The organism is Campylobacter lari (assembly GCF_004357905.1).
In the GTDB taxonomy this organism is placed as follows: Bacteria; Campylobacterota; Campylobacteria; order Campylobacterales; family Campylobacteraceae; genus Campylobacter_D; species Campylobacter_D lari_D.
The window spans coordinates 62,740-84,480 of record NZ_SMTT01000003.1 but is presented as its reverse complement, the minus strand read 5'-3'; the positions used below and the strand labels follow the sequence as shown (position 1 = coordinate 84,480).

Below are 21,741 nucleotides of genomic sequence, written 5' to 3'. Positions count from 1 at the left end.
TATAATTAATAAGATTGACACTATCGCAAATTTTTTAAATAAAAAATCTAAAAAATGTTTAGCTATAAATGGGTCTTGGGGTATAGGTAAAACTTATTTATGGAAACAAGTTGAAAAGAAACTTTCTAAAGATAAAAAAGTTGTTTATATAGATCTTTTTGGCAAAGAAAGTTATAAGCAAATATTAGAAGAAATAGTTGTAAGCCTACATGGAGATTATAATAAAATTACCAAAACAACTTTTAAAGGTTTAGAAGGTTTGGTTAAAAGTATAAGTGGCGGCTTAATAGATATAGATAGTGATGCTATTTTTTCCTTTTTAAAAAAGGAAGACTTTTATAATATTATTGTGTGTTTCGATAATATAGAAAGAAGATCTGATAATCTTTCTTTGAAAGAAATTTTAGGACTTGTAAATTTACTTAAAGAAGAAAAAGAATGCAATGTTGTTGTGATTTTTCATGAGGAAGAATTAAAAGAACAAGATGACAATTTGACTGAAAATAATAAAGAAGAACAAGCCAAACAATATAATAGTAAAAACTGGTATCAAATATACAAAGAAAAAGTTATTGATTGTGAAATAACGATAAAAGACAATGATGAAGTAGCAAAAGCAATCATAAAAGATAGAATAAATAAATATACTAAAATTACAGATGAGATAAGAAATATTATTGAAAATATTATTTTCGAAAGATATAAAGAACAATGCAATGGAAATCTAAGATTATTATATCATGTGTTAGAACATATAGATTATTTTAACAAGCAATGTTTTTATTGTTTTGCAAGTATGACAATAAAAAAACATTTTCAGATGCTCTAAAATTAAATTATATCTCATTAATATTTCAAATTAAAAAATACCTTTCTATTAAAATAGAGAAAATAGATTTAGCTTCAGGCTATTATCATCTTTATGAACAATACCTAAAAAATATGTTTTATTTAAATAAAGAAGAAAAATACCAACTAAGACGCGATTTTTATCAAACTTTAAAAATTGATCTTTATTATAAACTTCAAAACTGCAAGATAGAATATTTGGTAGGTAATTTAAGTGATAAACAATTTGTAAAAGATATTGAAAATTCACTCCTAAAAATAGATTTTTATTCAAAAAATGGAATGACACACTATCCTTATGATTTTTATCAAATTTTACTTTCAACCTACACACAAATTACAAATAAAAAATTAAGCAACATAGAAGAAAAAATCAATAAACACTATATAGAAGCTCTTGTTATGGAAGAATTAGAATTTGATTTTCATGATGATTATAAATCAGATAAGAACCTATTAAAATTATTAGAAAATGAAAAATGGAAAGATTATTATGAAGAAACTAAAGAAAAACTCAAAACAAGCAAGTATGAAAATATTAATGCACTTATTAATAGCTATGAAAATATAGAAAGTAGTTTTTATCCTGAAGCGATCAAACAGTATAATTTTTTTAAAAAAGAAGAGTTAGTACAGCTATTTAAAAATAATAACGATTTTTGTAAGAAATTTTTTAATCATTTTTCTATGAATATGGTTGCAAGTCATAAATTTGATGATGATTTAAATAATAATTTATTTCAAGCTTATTTAGATTTTTTAGATTTAGATGAAAATAAAATAAAAAAAAGTGTTGTTGTAGAATATATAAATTCACAAAATAGTGTATTAAGAAAGTTACTAATAGAATAATTGCGTTAAAGATATTCAATAAAATACTATTAAATTTACAAAAATTAAAAAGTTCTTATGTGTTTATAATTTACAAACATTATAAAATTAAACTACTTATCTCTTTTTAATTTATCAATAAAATCACTCCATCATCGCATTAACTCTCTTTTCTATCATCAAGTCTTATATACCGCTTTTACTTTATTTCTTTCCCTATGATCTAAACATAGTTCTATAACTTCACTATCTCTTTTATGAATATTTTTATACTCATAAAGAAAAGTTGAAGCAGTAGCTCTAAAACCATGATATAGTATTTCATCACCAAAACCTAATCTTTTAATGGCTTGATTTAATGTGTTTTTACTCATTTTTTAGATTTACTTATATCATTTGAAAAAACATATTTTGAATCTGAGTAAGAAAAATTTTTAACATATAAAAGCAAGCCTAAAACACTCTGACTTAGCGGAATAATAAAATCCTCTCTTGCTTTAACTTTATTAATTTTTTTCTCAAAATCTACTTCTTTTTATTCTAAATTTCTAATATTAGCACTTCTTAAAAAATAAATATGGACTAATTTGCAAAGAAATTTTTGTAAAAATACTACCCTCGTAATTATCAATCGCAAGCAGTAATTCTTTAAATCTTGCTTCATCTGTGAAGTTTTATGACTTTGAACTTTATTAGTACCATAAAGTGCTTTTTTATATTTTGATTTTTAGTATTTTCTTTTTGAATATGTTCTTTTGGATTAATGCCTTATGATAGCATGTCGTTATAATCATTTACAATCTCTCTTGCCCGTGTTAATATGGTTATAGGATATTTTCCTATTTTAAAAGAATACCCTTTTATTAAGTTTATATCTAAAATAAAAATTCTTATCAATATTTCCATGAAAAATCCTAGCTTCAATATATAAATTTTTAGTACAAGCACTTTGATATAAGTTTTTTATCAACAGTTAAATTTTTTAAGCTCTTAATTGCTGATTTTCCTTTAAAGTGTGCACAAAAAATATTTTTTTAATTTGTCAAAAGATTTTAATTGTAGTAATAATTCGTGATAGAAGTAATGGTGGATTTAGAAAGTGTGTGGTTTATTAATCAAACACCTAAGTATTCATACTTTAGAAATTAAATATCTAAATAACATATACTTTTGAAAATTCAATGATTTGTATGGCTAAATCTCATTTTAAAATTTAACTCCTGATATAACTTTAGCTATTTCTTCAATGGAAAATAATATATAGCAAGATACTTCCATAGATTGTATTTTTCTTTTTCTTCTTAGATTATCAATAGTTCCTGAAGAAACGCCTAATACTTCAGCAAATTCTTTTTTACTTAAAGTCATTTTTTATATTTCTCAAAAAATTTTTGTTTCTAAATAATTTTCAGTTGTACTAATCTTGCTTAATTGTGAAATATGTTTGTTTTAATTTATAAAAATAATATACAAAACTATAAATATCTTTATATATCTAACTTTATTTAATCACCTTTCATTTTTCATTAAACATTGTATATATTCTTTTACCTATTATCCAAATTATAAAAACATACAAACTATAATTAAATATATTTTTTTAATAAGTAATTTTAAGATTATAACAACTATTATCAAATTTATACAAAAACTCTATATTGTAGTTATCTAAAGAGTATAATAAGGTATTTATACTCTTTATTTATTACTATATATAAGCTTAGTATTTATACTTTATATACCAAATATGATAAATACACCTTACACTGTTATCTAAAATACTAAATGCTAATACTTTTAAAAATGTTAAATAGTATAATAAAATATAAATATAAAAATTCAAAAAGCTTATTTTTCATTATTTTTAAAAAGTAAATGATAAGTTTTTTTCATATATATTTAAATAATAATAAATCTATTTGCATTTTTTTAATAAAAAATAAAAGTAATTTTGATTATAATTTATAAATAATTATTATATTTATTAATTTTTTGGCTGTTTTTCAATATTTTTATAACTTTTTTATCAATTTTGTATTTTTTGTGTTATCATATTCTCATCACAAATAAAAAATTTTATGTAAAGGATTCGGGGGGGGGGATATGAAAAAAACACTTTTACTTGTTTTAATCATTCACACTTTTCTTTTTTCTCAAATAATGATTTTAAAAAATCAAGATAAAATCATTATAGATAACAATCAAACTCTTGCACTTAATCATGTAAACCATGATCAAAAGCAAATACTTAAAGAACATAATAGCATTAACCCAAGAGTCAAAAAGCTATTAGAAGAAAAACCAAAGAAAGATTCTAATCTTAGTAAAGAAGATGAAGAATTATCTAATAAGGTTATTAGTGTTATTCAAACTATAGGCAATGTATATAATGCCAAAGATAGTAAAGAAAGAGATGAACTTATAAGAGATTTAGCAAGCAATTATTTAAGCTTACAAGCTAATACTTTAATCCAAGAATATTTACATGCTCTTAATCACTCCATTAATAGTGAGTTTAATTTAAACTATAATGATAGGGGTGGTTTAAGTGGTAATGCTAAAGTTCTTTTACCTATTATGAGTGAAGATAATCCAAAAATATCTTATTTTCTACAAAGCGGTATAGGTGGATATGATAATAATAGAATCATAGGTCATTTTGGTGGTGGTATAAGATATTATCCTAATGCATTAGCATTAGATAATTCAGGAAATATCATGCTAGGATTAAATTTAGTTTATGATCATGATTTTAGTAGAGAGCATAAAAGAATATCTTTGGGCTTTGAAAGTATGTTAGATACACTAGCTTTCCATGCTAATATTTATCAAAGATTAAGTGATTGGATTAATAGTTATGATTTTAAAAATGCAAATAATGATCTAACTTTCTTAGAACGCCCTGCTAATGGCTGGGATATGGGTATTAAATATGCTTTTCCTTCTATGAGTAATGTAGCTGTTTTTGCTAATATGAGTAAATGGTATGGAGAAAAAGTAGCTCCATTTGGCAATGTAAACTGCTATGAAGATTTAGAAAAAAATCCTTTAGTGTATGAAGGAGGTATTACTTACTCACCCTGTCCTGCATTAACTTTTTCGCTAAGCCATAAAAGAAGTAATGAAAGTGATAAACAAGGCACAAATATAGCTATGAATTTTAACATACCTTTAGATAAAGATGCCTTCAAACACGCTTTTGATACAAAATTAGCAGGTATAAATAATACCATTGAAGGCTCTAGAACTCATTTTATAGATAGAGATTATTCTATGGTGCTTGAATATAAAGCTATTAACAATACTTATCATATTTCTTATTGCGGAAATTTGGGAGGTAATACTCATTGTATTATGCTTAAAGATGGCTTTAATCAAGCAGTTAAAAATGTTGCTATGAGTGTAACTCCTGAACAAAAAAGTGTAATCTTAAAAGATGGAAATCATTATATTACTGATAGTAATGGAAAAGTTTTTGTAAAAATAATCCATTCTTATGGAGTCCATCAAACCAATTTAATTGCTAAAGCAGGGAATGCTCAAGAAAGTTTCCCTATTACTATCATAGCTCCAAAAGAAGACTTTAGGATATTTGCTAAACCTTCTAATATACAAAGATATGAAAAATCTCTAATCACATTTACAGGAAATGATTTAGCAGGCGATTTGGCAATTCATTGGAAATTAAATGGTAAAGGAAGTTTAGAAAAAACGCCAAATTCAGATAAAACTGATAAAGATGGAAATTCAAATATCATCTATAAACCTGATGTAAACATGAAAGATAAAGAAAAAGCTGAAATCATTGCTAATGTATTGGGAGTTACTTTAAAAACATTTGTTCAAATAGCAATTTATGGAGATAATGATATTATCTTAGATAAAGCTATTATAGGTAATAAAGAAAAAACTCATGCAAGTTATAAAAACTTAAAAGCTAATTCTACAAAAGTTAAATGGAGTATACAAGGAGATAATGCTTTATTTGTTGATAAAGATAAAACTACTAAGGAGCTTAATTTAATAGCTGATGATAAAGGTGAGAGTAATGTAGAAATCATAGGACTTAGTGGAAATGAAAAAGTAAAAATCATTGCTAAGAATATGAGTGATGAATTAGTAAAAGAAAGAAGTAAAGATTTAGAGATTAAAAATTATACAGCCACCATGGAGCTTCCTACTGGAAAAGATCCTGTGACTCATCAAGACTTTGAAAAAGGAATGATTGATTATAAAAGCGACTTTGAAGTAAAACTTAAAGGTTTAATGCCAAAAACAAAAGTTTTATGGAAGGCTAAAGATATACAAAGCAATAAAACTTTAAGAATTAGTAACGATAAAGAAAGTACAGCTGATGATAAAGGTAAGAGTAAGGTAGTATTTGAAGGAGTAAAAGATTTTAATATTAAAAGATTACAAATCATTGCTACTTATAATCAAAGCGCAGCTAGCACTCAAGAAGTAAGTGGAGAAATCAAACTCCACCAATACACCCCAAGCATTAGTTTTAGTAAAGACAAAATTCATGCTTATGAAAGTGATAATAACAAAGCTTTAAAAGATCCAAAACTTGATCATGTTGAAGTAACTTTAAAAGGTGGTAAACCTAATGAAAAAATAGAATGGAGTTTAAGTGGAGACGCTACTTTAAGCAATCAAGAAGCAACATTTAATGCTAGTGGTGAAGCTAAGGCAGTTATCACTTCTAAAGCTCCATTTAAAGTTAATCCAAATTTAGAAGTTAAAACTATGACTAAAGATCTTAAAAAAGAATTGCCTTATGAGATTAAAGAATATACTCCTAAAGTAGAAGGTTTCTCTCCTAAATTTGAAAAAGAAGATACTCTAGATTATAAAACTGATTTTAGTGTACAAGTAAGCAATCTTTTACCTAATTCTAAAATAAGTATTACTAAAACACAAATCATTAAACCTAAAAAAGAAGAAGTGGAAGTTAATAATAAAGGTGAAGCTACTTTAGAATTTGAAGGCATTAATGATTTTAGTCAAAAAGAAATAACTATAACTTTTAACTATATTAAAAAAGGAGATGAAAAAGCTGAGCAAACTTATGCTATCAAACTCCACCAATACACCCCAAGCATTAGTTTTAGTAAAGACAAAATTCATGCTTATGAAAGTGATAATAACAAAGCTTTAAAAGATCCAAAACTTGATCATGTTGAAGTAACTTTAAAAGGTGGTAAACCTAATGAAAAAATAGAATGGAGTTTAAGTGGAGACGCTACTTTAAGCAATCAAGAAGCAACATTTAATGCTAGTGGTGAAGCTAAGGCAGTTATCACTTCTAAAGCTCCATTTAAAGTTAATCCAAATTTAGAAGTTAAAACTATGACTAAAGATCTTAAAAAAGAATTGCCTTATGAGATTAAAGAATATACTCCTAAAGTAGAAGGTTTCTCTCCTAAATTTGAAAAAGAAGATACTCTAGATTATAAAACTGATTTTAGTGTACAAGTAAGCAATCTTTTACCTAATTCTAAAATAAGTATTACTAAAACACAAATCATTAAACCTAAAAAAGAAGAAGTGGAAGTTAATAATAAAGGTGAAGCTACTTTAGAATTTGAAGGCATTAATGATTTTAGTCAAAAAGAAATAACTATAACTTTTAACTATATTAAAAAAGGAGATGAAAAAGCTGAGCAAACTTATGCTATCAAACTCCACCAATACACCCCAAGCATTAGTTTTAGTAAAGACAAAATTCATGCTTATGAAAGTGATAATAACAAAGCTTTAAAAGATCCAAAACTTGATCATGTTGAAGTAACTTTAAAAGGTGGTAAACCTAATGAAAAAATAGAATGGAGTTTAAGTGGAGACGCTACTTTAAGCAATCAAGAAGCAACATTTAATGCTAGTGGTGAAGCTAAGGCAGTTATCACTTCTAAAGCTCCATTTAAAGTTAATCCAAATTTAGAAGTTAAAACTATGACTAAAGATCTTAAAAAAGAATTGCCTTATGAGATTAAAGAATATACTCCTAAAGTAGAATATCCAAGCTTTAAAACCCAAGAAAAAACTATAGATTATATAGATGATTTTAATATTAAAATAAGCGGTTTATTGCCAAATTCCACTATTGATAAAATCAGTGGAAGTAAAGGAGTAAAAGCTAAAAAAGAAAGCTTTAATGTTAATGATAAAGGTGAAACTACTTTAGAATTTAGTGGTATTAGTGATTATAGTGTTAAAGATATTGCTATTAAGTTTAATTATATCAAACAAGGTAGTATTAAAAAGGAGCTTAATTTAGATAAAATCAAACTTTATCAATACGCTATTTCCTTTAATGCTGATCCAAGTACTATCATTGCAGAACCTAATAAAAATGTCGAAGTAACTTTAAAAGGTGGTAAAGCTAATGAAAAAATAGAGTGGAGCTTAAGTGGAGACGCTACTTTAAGCAATCAAGAAGCAACATTTAATGCTAGTGGTGAAGCCAAGGCAGTTATTACTTCTAAAGCTCCATTTAAAACTAATCCTATAATTAGTGTAAATACCCTAGGCCAAAACCTCACTAAAACATTAACTTATATAGATGGAACTATATATACTCCAAAAATAGAATATCCTTCTTATAAAGTAAGTTTTTGGAAAACATTAGATAAAACCATAGACTATGACTCAGATTATGTATTAAAAGTAAGTGGTTTATTACCAAATTCAACCATTGATAATATCAGTGGAAGTAAAGGAGTAAAAGCTAAAAAAGAAAGCTTTAATGTTAATGATAAAGGTGAAGCTACTTTAGAATTTAGTGGTATTAGTGATCCTAGTGTTAAAGAACTTACTATTAAGTTTAGTTATATGAAATCAGTTATTACTAAGGCTGAAATAACTGCAGATAAAATTAATCTTTATCAAAGAGAATTGAATTTAGAACTTGATAAAGAAACACTTTATACTCAAGAAGGAGAAGTAGTACACGCTGTATTAAAAGGTGGAAAAACAGGTTCTAAAGTAGAGTGGAGTTTAAGTGGAGACGCTACTTTAAGTAATCAAGAAGCAACATTTAATGCTAGTGGTGAAGCCAAGGCAACTATTACTTCTAAAGCTCCGTTTGAGAATGATATTATGTTAAAAGTCAATGCTTTGGGTAGTTCTTTTGTGAAAAGCATTAAGTATAAAACAAAAATTTACACTCCTGAAGTAGAGTATCCTTCTTATAAGGATCCTAGTTGGTGGTTTCATGTAGAGAAAAAAACTATAGATTATGACTCAGATTATGTATTAAAAATAAGCGGTTTATTACCAAATTCCACTATTGATAAAATCAGTGGAAGCAAAGGAGTGAAAGCTAAAAAAGAAAGCTTTAATGTTAATGATAAAGGTGAAGCTACTTTAGAATTTAGTGGTATTAGTGATTATAGTGTTAAAGATATTGCTATTAAGTTTAATTATATGAAGACAAGAACAAGTAAAATAGAGTTTGCTGCAGATAAAATTAAGCTTTATCAAAGAGAATTAAAATTTGAAGGGGATAAAACAATATACACCGAAGAAAAAGCACAAGCCAATATCACGCTAAAAGATGGTAAAAAGGGTGCTAAAGTAGAATGGAATATAAGTGGAGACGCTACTTTAAATGATCATGATACAACATTTAATTCTAGTGGTGAAGCTAAAGCAACTATTACTTCCAAAGCTCCATTTAAAGATAACCCTGTAATTAATGTAAATACTATTGGACAAAGTGTTAGCACTACTATTACTTATGTAGATAAAGAATATATTCCTAGTATTATTTATCCTAGCTATAAGGGTTATAAGCAAACCATAGAATTAAATCAAGATTTTCATCTTGAGGTAAGTAATTTAATCCCGAATACAGAAATTGAAATATATCATGATTTTTTATCAGCGGCTAAACCAAAGCAAGATCATGTTAGAGTAAATTCTAGTGGTAAGGCTACTTTGGAATTTTATGGAGTATCGAATCCATTGTGTAGTAATTTCAATATTCAATTTAAATATATGAAAACAAAAAATAAGTCAGCGGATTTTTTTACAGATGAAATTTATATATATAAACAGCTTACCTTGATTGTAGATAAGAATTCCTTTAATGCTCAAGAAGGAGAAGAGGCACACGCAATATTAAAAGGTGGAAAACCTTATGAAAAAGTAGAATGGAATATAAGTGGAGACGCTACTTTAAATGATCATGATACAACATTTAATTCTAGTGGTGAAGCTAAAGCAACTATTACTTCCAAAGCTCCATTTAAAAATAACCCTGTAATTAGTGTAAATGCTATGGGTAAAAATTTAAGTAAAGAATTAAATTATAAGAAGATTCCAATTCAATTAACTCTTGGTAAAACAAGGCTAAATCCATATTTGTTTGAAACTGTCAGTATATTGGCAAAAGGCACTCCTTATGCAAAAATAAAATGGAGCATTGTCGGCGATGGAGTACTTCCAAAAGAAGATCTAATTCCAAAATATTTTGATAGTAAAGGTGTTGCGCTAACTAAGTTTAGAACAATTAATCCTACTACTCGTCCGGTAACAGTAAGCGTTGAGTATGAAGATGGAAGTGAAAAAGCTAGTGAAACAGCTGTATTTAATGGTCCAATTCGTCCAAGAATAAATGTAAATAATATTCCATTTGATACAGGAACAACTATAGAGCTATATGGACTAATTCCAAACTCTAGTGTAGATGTTCAACCAGATCAGTATCTTGGTTATACTAATTTTGTAAATAAAGGCACGCTTCATACTGATGATAAAGGTTCAGTTTATTTAAATTTTAAACCTATTGGAAAAGTTACTGAACACACCGGTAGAATTTTTAGTCTTAAAGTGAAATATAAAGAATGGGATGGAGCTGATTCCGAAGCAATTGTAGGAAGTATTGAGGTGCAAAAACGCATTCATGCAATATATGATACTTGGAAAGATCCTGCTTCATGCTACACCAGTGCAACTTTAACATTAACCGATGGAATTGCAGGAGAAAAAGTTGATTTTAGTGGAACTAATCTCTTAGTTGGCCTTGGTCAAACTGTGCCAATTATACAAAGATGGGATAAAGAATTTGATAATTTTGGTGAAGCAAAAGTTGTAATATCAACTACATGGTGCACTAAACCATTGACCGATACTCCTACTTTTACAATGAGATTTAATACTTTAGGTGTAAATGTCACAGAAACACGAGCGGTTACTTTTGGTGGTGGAGATCATGAAAGATTTTATTAGTCGGATATATAGGCACATTTTATAATGTTGTGGAAAAAGAAAGAAATATATGCCACTGTATAATTTTGCACAATTTCTATCTCTGTTAGCCCAGCTTTCAGAGGTAGATATTAAAACTCTTATGGAATATAAAGATTTATTGTTAAAAGCGTTATCGCCTTTAAACGAAGTAGAAAGATTTAATGCAAAAGAATGTATGCAACTTATTAACACTCTTGAAGAAACTTTTTTAGATAAACTCCAAATAGAAGAAAGCAAAAAGAAAGAAATTTGCAAAAATATTATCAAAATACTAAAAAATCATTGGAAAATGTTTTTTTGAAAATCAAGTTGTAATGCAAAATAAATGGTGGATTTAGCAGGACTCGAACCTGCGACCAACCGGTTATGAGCCGGTTGCTCTAACCAACTGAGCTATAAATCCGCCAGAAGTTAAAATAAAAATGTTATTATATCTTTATTTCCTTAATTTAAATTTAGAATTTTATTTTTACCGCTTTTTCTATTGCTAAATATCTAAAGGTTATTAAATTTTGTAAAATTCCAAAGAAAATCATAAAAGTAGCAAAAGAACTTCCCCCATGACTAAAAAATGGCATAGGTATACCAACAACAGGAGCAAAACCTATGGTCATTGATATATTTACCGCTACATATATGAAAATAAATAAAGCAATGCAATTTGTCACCACTCTTGTAAAATAATCATCTTTGAGCTTATAATTTAAACTCAATAAATGAAAAATGAGCAAGGTGTAAAGTAGTATGATTACAACTGCACCGATAAAACCAAATCTTTCAGACAAATATGCAAAGATAAAATCACTCGTAGAAATAGGTAAAAATTTAAAATGTGTTTGTGTAGCTTCATCTGCTTTTTTTCCACTCAAACCACCGCTTCCTATAGCGATGATAGATTGTTTTACATGGTAACTTGGTTCTTCAGCTAAGAAATCATGAATTCTTTGTTTTTGATAAGGCTTTAAAAAATCACTATAAATAATAGGTGAGGCTATGGCTATAGCTAAAAAAATACTAAGCCAAATTTTATAATTTACTCCTATAATAAAAAGTGTTCCAAAGCCTACTATTAAAAGCACTAAAGCTGTTCCTAAATCAGGTTCTCCTGCTATAAGCAAAAACGGAAGCAAAATATAAAAACTTAGCTTTAAAAATTGTTTTAAGCCATAGCCATTAGGCGGTGGAGGATTTTGATAAATCAAATAAGCTAACATTAAAATAAAAGAGGGCTTAAAAATTTCAGAAGGTTGTATGGTAAAATGCGTAAAAGGTATTTCAAGCCATCTTCTAGCTCCAAGTTTTTCAACACCAAAAATATCCACACTTAAAAGTAAAGCTATATTAATCCAATATAACACAGGTATAAGCCACATTAGTCTTCTTAAGGGTAAAAAGAAAAAAAACGCAAATCCTGCAAAACCCACTAAAGTATAGATAAATTGTTTTTCAGCTAAGCGCGTATTTGCCTCATAAATTAAAAGAAAAGATATAGCTATGATAGGTAACACTAAAAGAGGTTGTACAAAGTCAAAATGTGTTAAAATTCTTCTATCAAGTTTTATCAAAGCTACCCTTTTTTATAAAATATTACATAATTATATGCTAAAATTGCAAATTTTATCACAAGGAAATATAATATGCTAAAAATTTCATCACTTTGTGAAGAAAGATTGGATGTTTTTTTATCAGATATACTTAAGCAAAGTCGTTCGCAAGTTGCTAAATTAATCAAAGAAAACTGCATATATATTAATGAAAAAATAGAAAATAAAAGTTCTAAAAAAATAAAACAAAAAGATGAAATAAGTATTTTTTTACCTTTAGTAAAAGAAGCCAAAGAAAGCTACACGCCTGAGTTTGATATAGAAATTTTATATGAAGATGATGATGTTTTAGTTTTAAACAAAGCTCCTAATGTTGTCGTACATGGTGCAAGTAGTGTTAAAGAAGCGACTTTGGTGGATTGGCTTTTGCATAAGGGCTATGCTTTGTCAAATTTAAATGGAGAACATAGAGCAGGGCTTGTGCATAGACTTGATAAGGGCACAAGTGGAGCTATCATCATAGCTAAAAACAATCAAGCACATCAATTTTTAGCAAATCAGCTTTTGGATAAAAGTATGGGCAGATTTTATCTTGCTTTGAGTGAATTACCTTTGAAAAATGATAAAATGAGTAATGAAAAAGCTATTATGCGTTGTCCTAGCAATAGGCTTAAAAAAATTACTACAAATACTAAAAATCCTTTAGTAAAAAATGCAAAAACAGATTTTATAAATTTATTAAGCGCTAAAAATTGCTCTTTAATAGCTGCTAAATTATACACAGGAAGAACTCATCAAATCAGGGTGCATTTAGCAGATTTTAATCGATATATTTTAGGAGATCAATTATACGGATATAAAGGAAAAATAAAGTATAATAGAGTAATGCTTCATGCGTATTTGATTTATTTTATTCATCCTAGGACTAAAGAGTTGATGTTTGTAAAAGCTCCTATGTTTGATGATTTTTATCAAATTTTAAAAGAAAATTTTACACAAGGAGAGATAGATGAAAAAACTTCATTGGATTATCTTAAGTTCTGCTTTAGCTTTTAGTGCTTGTAGTGTAAGTTCACCACAAATTGCTCAAGTAAATGATACTTTACCAAAAATATCAAGTATTAAAAGTATAAGTGATATTACAAGTATAGCGTTTGAATGGGAACCTTTGTATGATCAAAATATAGCAGGTTATTATATTTATAGAGCAAATGCAGCTGGTGCACCTATGGAGCTTATAGTAAAAATCAAAAATAAATTTCAAACTCACTATACTGATACAAATTTAGCACCAAATACAAGATATTATTATTCTATGAAAACCTTTAATGAACTTGGACAAGTTTCTCAAGATGGTGTAAGCATAGAAGCTTTTACAAATAGAGTGATTGATCCAGTGCCTTTTGTGCAAGCTATTGTGGGGTTGCCAAATCGTGTAAAAATAGTTTGGAGACCACACCCTGATGTAAGAGTAAATTCATACATCATTGAGCGTGCAAATATGAAAGATATGAAATTTAAAGAATTAGCTAGAATCAAAAATCGCTTAAGTGCTGAATATATAGATGATTCGCTAAAACCTGATGAAAGTTTTCAATATAGAATCATAGCTTTAACTTATGATGGTATTAAAAGCACTCCAAGTAAAATAGTAGAATCAACTACCAAAGCCCTTCCTCCTATGGTAAGTAATTTACAAGCAAGTAAAGACGCACCAAGAAAAATTATTTTAACTTGGGATAAAATTGATTATGCTGATTTTGCTTATTATAAAATTTATTCAAGTTCAACTACTTTTTTACCTTTTAGTGTGGTAGCTAAAACTTCTGAAAATACTTATGAAGATGTGGTTAAAGGTGTGGCTGAAAAAAGATATTATAAAGTTAGTATGGTCGATAAAGATGGCCTAGAAAGTCCTATAGCAAGTGAGCCTGTGGAAGGTATTACCCTAGGAGCACCATTAGCACCAAGTATTGTTTTGTGTGCTGTTGAAGATGATGGTATTAGAGTAGAGTGGATTGATAATGATGATAGAGCTAAAGAATACATAGTTAAAAGAAGTGGTGGTGGAAGTAATGCTGTGTTTAAAGAGATTAAATCTAAACAATTAAAAGATATTACTGCAGCTCCTGGAAAAGTATATAGTTATGAAGTTATTGCTATCGATGCAAATGGCATAGAATCAAAAGCTTCTGATAAATTTACAGCAGTAAAATAATGCCAAATTTTAAGTGTAAAATTTTAAAAGAAATTCAACTTCCTTTTGAAAAAGATGGAGTTGAATTCTTATGGCTTGCTAAAGGTGAAAATGTTGATTTGCTTTTTACGCGTATAAACCAAGAAAAATTTTTTTTACAAATTAAAAAAGATGAAAAAAATCAAGAATGGCTTATAAAGGGTGAAAAACATACTAAGCCTTCACAAATTGGGTATTTGCAAAAGGCTTTACTTGTATTTAAAGAAAATTTTACTCAAGATCTAGTTTGTGAAGCTGTGGCACTAAAACACACAAGGTTAATCCAAAAAACACCTTTAATTGCTAATGATTTAAAAGAAATTTTAGAACAAATAAAAAATAAAAAACAAATTTATATTGAAATAGGTTTTGGAAGTGGTAGACATTTGCTTTATCAAGCTAGGCAAAATCCTAATGTACTGATAATTGGTATAGAAATTTACACTCCTGCATTAGAACAAGTAGCTAAACTTGCTTTAAGTGAAAATTTAAACAATGTTTTATTAATAGAAACTGATGCAAGATTATTATTAAGCGTACTTGAATCTAATCTTGTGGATAAAATCTTTTTGCATTTTCCTGTTCCTTGGGATAAAAAGCCTCACCGTAGAGTAGTGGGGTTAAATTTTGCAAATGAATGCGCTAGGGTTTTAAAAGAAGATGGACAATTTGAACTTAGAACGGATAGTTTTTTGTATTTTGATTTTACTTTGGAGACTTTTTTAACTTTCTCACATTTAAAAGCTTTAATCAAAAAAAATGAAAATTTAGAAATTTCAAGTAAATATGAAGATCGTTGGAAAAGACAAAATAAAGATATATATGATTTAATCATTAGTGGTTTTAGCAAGAGTAAAAGCTTGAATAAAAATCAAAAATTTGCTATTGAGGATTTAAAATTAAATACAAAAGAATTAGCTTGTATAAAAAAGAATTTTAAAAATGAAGTTTTTAAAGGCGAAGATTTTTTCTTGCATTTTGAAAAAATGTATATTAAAGATGAAGAACTTGTTATTAAAATAGCTTTTGGTGCTTTTTATAAACCTGAACATGTTTATATAGTATTAAACTTACAAAAGATAGAATTTATCTTTGAGCAACCTTTTAAAACTAAAGAAAATTTAAAAGCTATAGAAAAATTAAGAGAAATATTGTATTCTTATATTAAATAATAATGATTTAAATAATTATCAAACAAATGATAAGGAAAAAACAGTGATGATAGAAGCCAAAAAGCTTTGTCTTGGTTATGATGAGCTTGTTATAGAAAATGCTAGTTTTTCGCTAAAAGATAATGATTTTGTTTTTATCACAGGAAAAAGTGGTAGCGGAAAATCAACTTTGTTAAAATCTTTTTATGGGGATTTGGAGCCAATAAGTGGAAATTTAAAGGTTTGCAATAATGATTTAGTGGATATTTCTAATGCTGAACTTTTGCAGCTTAGGCAAAAAATAGGAATTATTTTTCAAGATTATCGTTTGGTTCAAGAATTTAGTGTAGAAAAAAATGTAATGTTACCTTTGATGATTAAAGGTTATAGTAAAAATGTATGTAAAGAACAAGCTGCAAAGCTTTTAAAGCATGTAAATTTAACTTTCAAAGCTGATAAAAAGCCAGCTCAACTTTCAGGTGGAGAGCAGCAACGCGTGGCTATGGCAAGAGCCCTAGCACATAATCCAAAATTACTCTTATGCGATGAGCCAACGGGAAATTTAGATGAGTATTCTTCAGATATTATATGGACTTTATTAAAATCAGCTAGAGAAATACTTGGAACTTGTGTGGTAGTTGTCACACATAGAATTCCTACTAATTTAAGACTTGATTATCGTCGTTTTAATATAGAAAATGGGAGAATGAATGAAATCTTTTAAAAATCATCTTTCTTTAATATTTGCTTTAATGGTGATGATGTTTGCTTTTGAGTTTTTGATTATCACAAATAAAACTATTGAATATTATGAAAAACTTTTAAATAAAGATTATAATATCATTTTAGTAGGAAAAACTCACTTAGATAAAAAAAGCATAGAGGATCAAGTAAGTCATTTTCAGTCTTTAGAAATTTTAAATCCAAATGAAATGATAGATAGACTTAAAAATGATATATCAGCTAAAAACATAGAGGTTTTAAAGGCTACATTGCCAAAATTTTATACTTTGAAGCTTAATAAGCTTTTGTCAGAAGATGAGTTAAACATTTTAAAAGATAAACTTTTAAAAAATCCTAACATTACTAGAGTGGAGACTTTTGCAAAAACGCATACAAAAATTTATAAACTTTTAGTTTTAGTGAAATTTTTATTATGGTTTTTCTTGTTTATTATAATATTGCTTAGTTTTGTATTATTGCTTAAACAAATGAAAATTTGGCTTTTCGAGCATACTCAAAGAGTGGAAATCATGTGCTTGCTTGGCGCCCCATTTTGGTTTAGATCTTTTATGCTTTATAAGATAGTTTTTATTGATTGTTTTATAGCATTTTTATTGCTTGTATTATTTTTTACCCAAGTTTATGATCTTGAATCCATTAAACTAGCTTTACAAAGTGTAGATATTAGCTTACCTAAAATAAGTATTTTCACGCATTTATTTTTGATTTTTTTAGCAATGCTTTGTGTTTGTTTTGCTTGTGTGAATTTTGTGATGTTTAAGGTTAGAAAATGAAAAAATGCTTTTTGCTTTTTTTATTTTCCTTTTCTGTTTTATTTGCAAATGAAATTGCACAAAAGCAAAAAGATATTAAAGAAAATGAACGCATAGTAAAGCAATTATCTAAAAAATTAGAAGATTTAGCTAGTGAAATTTTAGATAATGAGAAAAATTTAAAAAAAATTGCTTCAGAAATTAGCACCTTAACTTCAAAAACTTCTAAACTTGAAGGATCTGTGAAAACTCAAATAAAAGCATTAGAGCAGCTTAATGCACAAAATAAAGATCTTTTGCAAAATAAAAATAAGATCGAAGGAAAAATAATTGATTTAATTGCTAAAGATTTTGCTTATGATTTAGCAATCCCTAAAAATTATATTGAAAGTGAAGATAGTATTATTGCTTTGGAGTTAGTTGGGGTTTTGGATAAAATTTTCAAAGAAGAATTTTATCAAATTTCAAAAGATTATGAAGATGTGAGCAAAAAAATAGAAGAAAAGCAAAGACAAATTACTACAATTAATAATAATTTAAAAGTTTATAAAGATCAAATTGATGAGCTCAAAAACCTTAGAAAAAAACAAGAGCAAGAAATAGCTAAACAAAAAACTGATAAAGAAATTTATACTAGAAAACTTTCTAATTTGCAAGCCCAACAGCAAGAATTAAGAAAAACACTCAATAAATTAAAAATTATCAAAGAAAAAGAAGAAGAAAAATTAGCACAAAAAAAGGATGATCAAAAGCCAAATTCAAACATAAAACAAGTAGGTTCAAGCTATCAAACAAGCAGTGTTAAGCGATATAATGGTCCTAAGACAATAGCTCCTTTAGAATCTTATACAGTAAAGCAAAAATTTGGAAATTATATAGATCCTATTTATAATATTAAGATCTATAATGAAAATGTAGTTTTAAAAAGTGATAGTGCTAATGCTGCGGTAAGAAATGTCTTAGATGGAAAAGTAGTTTTTGCAAAAGCAACTCCAACTTTAAAGCAAGTTGTGATTGTTGAAAATAAAGATGGTATACATACTATTTATGCACATTTAGATAAAATTGCTCCTGGGGTTAAAGTAGGTAGAAATATCAAGAAAGGTTATATTATAGGTAGGGTTGAAAGTGATTTAACTTTTGAAGTAACCCAAAAGAATTTTCATATCAATCCTTTGGAAATGATTAAATAAATTAGTTTTTTTTAATGCGAATTTTGATATAGTTTTAAATCAAAGGAGAAATTTAATGAACAATAAAAGAAAAAGAGTATTGGTTAAATTTTCTGGAGAAGCTTTGGCCGGAGAAAATGGATTTGGTATAGAAAATTCTATTTTAAAATATATAGCTTCTGAAATAAAAAGTTTGATTCATGAAAATGTTGAAGTAGGTATTGTAATAGGTGGTGGTAATATCATTAGAGGGGTATCTGCTGCAAGAGATGGACTGATAAAAAGAACAAGTGGCGATCATATGGGTATGCTTGCTACTGTAATTAATTCTATAGCTATGCAAGAAGCATTAGAAAGTGCTGGACTTGATGTGAGGGTTCAAAGTGCTATCCAAATGGAAGCATTTTGCGAAACATATATTATGAGAAGAGCACATAGACATTTAGAAAAAGGACGCATAGTTATTTTTGCTTGTGGTACTGGCAATCCTTATTTTACTACAGATACTGCTGCAACTTTAAGAGCGGTTGAAATTCAAGCAGATATGATCATTAAAGCAACTAAGGTAGATGGAATTTATAATAAAGATCCTAAAAAATTTGATGATGCTATTATGCTTAATGAGTTAAGTTATGAAAGAGCTTTACATGATAATATAAAAGTTATGGATGATACGGCAATAGCCCTAGCTAAAGATAATGCTTTACCTATTGTGGTATGTAATATGTTTAAAGAAGGAAATTTATTAAAAATTATCCAAGGCGATATGAGCTTATGCTCTATTGTTAAAAATCAAGATTAAAGGTAAAAAATGAGAGTAGAACAAATAGCTGCAAAGGCATTAAAAAAATTAAAAGATGATAGATATAAATTAGCTCTTGTAGTAGCTAAAAGAGCTGAAGAGCTTGCAAATGGCGCAGAGCCTTTAGTAAATTTAGATAAAAATAAATATAAATATACTGATATTGCTTTATATGAAATAGCAGAAGATAAAATCGTATTAGAGGGATTTATTGAAGCTGGTAAATGATGAGTTATTGCTAGATAAACTTGTTGATGATGTAAAAAATTGCAAGGATTTACAAAGAGCAAAAGAAATTCTTTTTATGGTTTTTCCACAATCTGCTGTTTTGGAAAAAGCAGTGGAGTTTTGTATCCAAAAACACGAAGGGCAATTTAGAAAGAGTGGAGAACCTTATGCGGTTCATCCTATATTGGTAGCTTCTTTTGTAGCTTTTTTAAGTCCTATACAATCTATGATTATAGCCGCACTATTACATGATGTATTAGAAGATACAAATTGCAATGAAGAAGAGTTAAATGCAAATTTTGGCGAAGAAGTAACAAAATTAGTTCAAGGTTTAACTAAAATAGTTAGTATTAGAGAAGATCATCTTACTCATTCTAATTCCAACGAGAAACTTGCAAAATCTGCTCTGACTTTTAGAAACATGCTTTTAGCGGGTGTTGAAGATGTGAGTGTGCTTGTAATAAAGCTTTGTGATAGATTACACAATATGCTTACCTTAAATTATTTACGAGAAGATAAGCAAAAAAGAATTAGCGAAGAAACCTTGGTGGTATATGCACCTATAGCTCATAGACTTGGAATTTCAAGTATAAAGAATTTACTTGAGGATTTAAGTTTTAAATTTTTGCTTCCTGATGAATATGCACAAATTGATAATTATATAAATGCAAAAGATCAACAAATTCAACTTGGATTTAATGAATTTATTTCAAAAATAGAAATGTTATTTTTGGAAAATGGGTTTAGACAAGGTAGTTTTGTTATACATAAAAGAATTAAACATAATTATTCTATTTATTTAAAGATGCAAAGAAAAGGTGTAGGGCTTGATGAAGTTTTAGACCTTTTGGGTGTAAGAATTTTGGTTGAAAAAGTTTATGATTGTTATTTGGCTTTAGGAATTTTACATACGCATTTTAATCCTTTGATTTCAAGATTTAAAGACTATATAGCCTTGCCAAAACAAAATGGTTATCAAACCTTACATACAACACTTTTTGATGCAAAAAATATCATAGAGGCTCAAATTCGCACCTTTGATATGCATAAAACTGCTGAATTTGGCGTTGCAGCACATTGGAAATATAAAGAAGGAAATATTGCAACACCAAATTTAGATTGGCTTGAAGATATTTCTATGCATGGTAAAGAAGAAGGAAATAATATACAAGATTGTGATGCTATTGAGCTTTATGAATATGCAAAGGATAGTTTATATATTGAGGATATAGCAGTATATTCTCCTAAAGGTGAAATTTTTACCTTACCGCGTGGAGCTACGGCTTTGGATTTTGCATATGAGGTTCATACTAAAGTAGGACTTCATGCAAAAACCGCCTTTGTAAATCGTATGAGAGTTCCGCTTTTAACTGTGCTTAAAAATGGAGATATAGTTAGTATTGAAACTTCAGAGGAAGAATTTTTTAGATGCTCTTGGATAGATAGTGTTAAAACAGGAAAAGCTAGAGCTAGTATAAGAGATTTTTGTAAGCAAAAGAAAAAAGAATTAAACAATAAAATCGCCATTAATCTTTTATCTACGGCATTTAATAAAGATTCTAAACTTATAGAAGAATGGCTTGAAAAAGAAAAATTTAATAAAAAGCTCAGACAAATTGCTTTAGATTTTAATTATTTTAAAGAGGTAATTATAGCTCTTAGAAAATATGTAGGACAAAATCAAGCAGCTAAATTTGAACAAAATGAACAAAAATTTGAAAGCATAGTGATTGGTTCTAATTATAAAATAACTACTATTAATTTTGATTATTGTTGTAGACCTAAAAGAGGAGATGAAATCATCGCTTTTAGACATTCAACTAGTGCTACAATACACCATAAACTTTGCGAACAAGCAATGAAGATGATAGAAGATAACAAAGAAATGGTTTTTGTTTCTTGGAATGATAGCTCGATAAAAAGTTACAAAATCATTGTTTCTATAGAAAATAAAAAAGGCTCTTTAGCGGATTTTCTAACTACTTTGGCTAAAATGCAGATTAATGTTTTAAGTATTAATTCAGCCGATTCAGAGCCTGTGGTGGCAAATTATTTTGAAGTGCAAGTTGAATTACCTAATAATATAGATGTTGAAAATGCAAAAGAAAGATTAAAAGCTAGGTATAAAATTTTAGATTTTACATCTTTAAATGATGCATATAATAATCACTAAAAAA

Annotated in this window: 16 protein-coding genes and 1 tRNA gene; 13 read left to right on the top strand and 4 right to left on the bottom strand. The window is 27.7% G+C overall.

Annotated features, from left to right (window positions below):
* Nucleotide 1: 1 nt before the first annotated feature.
* Nucleotides 2-829, top strand: coding sequence for a P-loop NTPase fold protein (locus E2O22_RS08050; protein WP_341765410.1), 828 nt, complete (start codon nucleotides 2-4; stop codon nucleotides 827-829).
* Entirely contained in the window at nucleotides 784-1,701 is a 918-nt protein-coding gene (locus E2O22_RS08045; RefSeq protein ID WP_133319261.1) for a hypothetical protein, read from the top strand. The genes E2O22_RS08050 and E2O22_RS08045 overlap by 46 nt, the downstream gene beginning before the upstream one ends.
* Nucleotides 1,702-1,859: 158 nt before the next feature.
* Here E2O22_RS08045 and E2O22_RS03595 read toward each other — a convergent pair whose 3' ends face one another.
* Both E2O22_RS03595 and E2O22_RS03590 read right to left on the bottom strand, forming a co-directional pair.
* Complete coding sequence (locus E2O22_RS03595; RefSeq protein WP_133319260.1) at nucleotides 1,860-2,054, bottom strand: hypothetical protein; 195 nt, start codon at nucleotides 2,052-2,054, stop codon at nucleotides 1,860-1,862.
* Between the two features lie 832 nt (nucleotides 2,055-2,886).
* Nucleotides 2,887-3,048 carry a DNA-binding protein gene (locus E2O22_RS03590; RefSeq protein WP_133319259.1) on the bottom strand — a complete coding sequence of 54 codons (162 nt, stop codon included), beginning with the start codon at nucleotides 3,046-3,048 and terminating at the stop codon, nucleotides 2,887-2,889.
* Between the two features lie 735 nt (nucleotides 3,049-3,783).
* On the opposite strand from E2O22_RS03590, the gene E2O22_RS03585 reads away from it, so the two are divergent.
* The gene (locus E2O22_RS03585; protein WP_133319258.1) at nucleotides 3,784-10,914 is read left to right on the top strand and encodes an inverse autotransporter beta domain-containing protein; all 7,131 of its coding nucleotides are present in this window, start codon (nucleotides 3,784-3,786) and stop codon (nucleotides 10,912-10,914) included.
* A gap of 49 nt (nucleotides 10,915-10,963) precedes the next feature.
* The gene (locus E2O22_RS03580; protein ID WP_133319257.1) at nucleotides 10,964-11,236 is read left to right on the top strand and encodes a hypothetical protein; all 273 of its coding nucleotides are present in this window, start codon (nucleotides 10,964-10,966) and stop codon (nucleotides 11,234-11,236) included.
* A gap of 25 nt (nucleotides 11,237-11,261) precedes the next feature.
* Here the strand turns inward: E2O22_RS03580 and E2O22_RS03575 are convergent.
* Nucleotides 11,262-11,338, bottom strand: a tRNA-Ile gene (locus E2O22_RS03575).
* Between the two features lie 52 nt (nucleotides 11,339-11,390).
* Complete coding sequence (locus E2O22_RS03570; RefSeq protein WP_087700555.1) at nucleotides 11,391-12,500, bottom strand: FtsW/RodA/SpoVE family cell cycle protein; 1,110 nt, start codon at nucleotides 12,498-12,500, stop codon at nucleotides 11,391-11,393.
* A 72-nt stretch (nucleotides 12,501-12,572) separates the two neighbouring features.
* On the opposite strand from E2O22_RS03570, the gene E2O22_RS03565 reads away from it, so the two are divergent.
* The 9 genes from E2O22_RS03565 to E2O22_RS03525 are packed head-to-tail and all read left to right on the top strand — an operon-like array spanning nucleotide 12,573 to nucleotide 21,737.
* Nucleotides 12,573-13,535: an RluA family pseudouridine synthase gene (locus tag E2O22_RS03565; RefSeq protein WP_133319256.1), complete on the top strand. Its 963-nt coding sequence runs from the start codon at nucleotides 12,573-12,575 to the stop codon at nucleotides 13,533-13,535.
* On the top strand, nucleotides 13,489-14,697 hold the full coding sequence (locus E2O22_RS03560; protein WP_133319255.1) for a fibronectin type III domain-containing protein: 1,209 nt from the start codon (nucleotides 13,489-13,491) through the stop codon (nucleotides 14,695-14,697). Before E2O22_RS03565 ends, E2O22_RS03560 begins: the two co-directional genes overlap by 47 nt.
* Entirely contained in the window at nucleotides 14,697-15,887 is a 1,191-nt protein-coding gene (trmB, locus tag E2O22_RS03555; protein WP_133319254.1) for a tRNA (guanosine(46)-N7)-methyltransferase TrmB, read from the top strand. Before E2O22_RS03560 ends, trmB begins: the two co-directional genes overlap by 1 nt.
* A gap of 46 nt (nucleotides 15,888-15,933) precedes the next feature.
* Nucleotides 15,934-16,590 (top strand): cell division ATP-binding protein FtsE, encoded by a 657-nt coding sequence (locus E2O22_RS03550; RefSeq protein WP_039625813.1) that lies wholly within the window; start codon nucleotides 15,934-15,936, stop codon nucleotides 16,588-16,590.
* Nucleotides 16,577-17,383, top strand: coding sequence for an ABC transporter permease (locus E2O22_RS03545; RefSeq protein ID WP_133319253.1), 807 nt, complete (start codon nucleotides 16,577-16,579; stop codon nucleotides 17,381-17,383). Before E2O22_RS03550 ends, E2O22_RS03545 begins: the two co-directional genes overlap by 14 nt.
* Nucleotides 17,380-18,555: a murein hydrolase activator EnvC family protein gene (locus E2O22_RS03540; protein WP_133319252.1), complete on the top strand. Its 1,176-nt coding sequence runs from the start codon at nucleotides 17,380-17,382 to the stop codon at nucleotides 18,553-18,555. Before E2O22_RS03545 ends, E2O22_RS03540 begins: the two co-directional genes overlap by 4 nt.
* A 55-nt stretch (nucleotides 18,556-18,610) precedes the next feature.
* Nucleotides 18,611-19,336: a UMP kinase gene (gene pyrH / locus E2O22_RS03535; protein WP_133319251.1), complete on the top strand. Its 726-nt coding sequence runs from the start codon at nucleotides 18,611-18,613 to the stop codon at nucleotides 19,334-19,336.
* 9 nt (nucleotides 19,337-19,345) lie between these two features.
* The gene (locus E2O22_RS03530; RefSeq protein ID WP_133319250.1) at nucleotides 19,346-19,564 is read left to right on the top strand and encodes a DNA-directed RNA polymerase subunit omega; all 219 of its coding nucleotides are present in this window, start codon (nucleotides 19,346-19,348) and stop codon (nucleotides 19,562-19,564) included.
* On the top strand, nucleotides 19,548-21,737 hold the full coding sequence (locus tag E2O22_RS03525) for a RelA/SpoT family protein (RefSeq protein ID WP_133319249.1): 2,190 nt from the start codon (nucleotides 19,548-19,550) through the stop codon (nucleotides 21,735-21,737). The genes E2O22_RS03530 and E2O22_RS03525 overlap by 17 nt, the downstream gene beginning before the upstream one ends.
* The last annotated feature ends 4 nt before the right edge of the window (nucleotides 21,738-21,741 follow it).